We start from the raw sequence: 992 nt of genomic DNA on the forward strand, positions 1-992 counted from the left end.
CAAGCAGCAATCCTCACCCGCGCACCCAGCCCGGCCAGCTCATCACGCAACTCCACCGCACCCGGAGCCCCGACACCACGCCGCGAAAGCAGCAGCAGATCACGAACACCATGCACGGTCACCAGATGCCGAGCCACCACCGCACCCAAACCACCCGTACCACCAGTGACCAGCACCGTGCCCTTGTCCCAGCGTGTCGCCGGGATGTCCTCGTCCGCGGCGGGAACGGTCATCCGTACGATCCGGGGCAGGCGGACCCGCNCTTGTCCCAGCGTGTCGCCGGGATGTCCTCGTCCGCGGCGGGAACGGTCATCCGTACGATCCGGGGCAGGCGGACCCGCCCCTCGCGCACCGCGAACTGGCTCTCGTCGGATTCGGCCGCGTACGCCGCCAGAGCCCGGTAGGAGTCCGGCTCGCCATCCACATCGGCCAGCGCGAATCGGCCCGGGTGCTCGCTGATCGCCGACCGCACCAGGCCCCACACGCCCGCACTCGCGAGGTCCAGTTCACTCGCGTCGGCAGCATCCAGCGCGACCGCACCCGTGGTCGACACCACCAGGCGCGAATCCTCCAGACACTTCTCGGCCAGCCACGTCCGCATCGCCGCCAGCACACCAGCAACCCCACCAATGAGATCACCAGGATTCGCCGCCACCGGCAGGACCACCGTGCCGGGAACCGAAGCGCCCCCGGCCACGGCAGCGGTCAGCGCTCCCAAGTCCTGGTAGTTCGTCACCGCGACACCGGCGGCACGCCACCCGTCCTCGGCCTGCGCATCGGTGCCGAGGACGGCCCAGTCGCCGAGGTCGCCCGGCTCGGCCGGAGCCGGCGCGGAAACCCAGTCCAGCCGGAACAGATCCTCCGTGGGCGCAGAACCCGCCCGGGCGAGGTCTGCTGCGGTAACCGGTCGCAGTACCAGCGAGTCGATGTCGGCCACCGGCTGACCAGCGGCGTCGGCCACGCGCAGCCTGTACTCGCCGGATCCTCGCGGC

Annotated in this window: 1 pseudogene; it reads right to left on the reverse strand. The window is 70.9% G+C overall.

The features are described 5' to 3' along the window. A pseudogene (locus EEJ42_RS54370) lies at positions 1–961 on the reverse strand (SpnB-like Rossmann fold domain-containing protein); the annotation flags it as partial. Between the last annotated feature and the right edge of the window lie 31 nt (positions 962–992).

The sequence above is a fragment of the Streptomyces botrytidirepellens genome (genome assembly GCF_003721215.1).
In the GTDB taxonomy this organism is placed as follows: domain Bacteria; phylum Actinomycetota; class Actinomycetes; order Streptomycetales; family Streptomycetaceae; genus Streptomyces; species Streptomyces himastatinicus.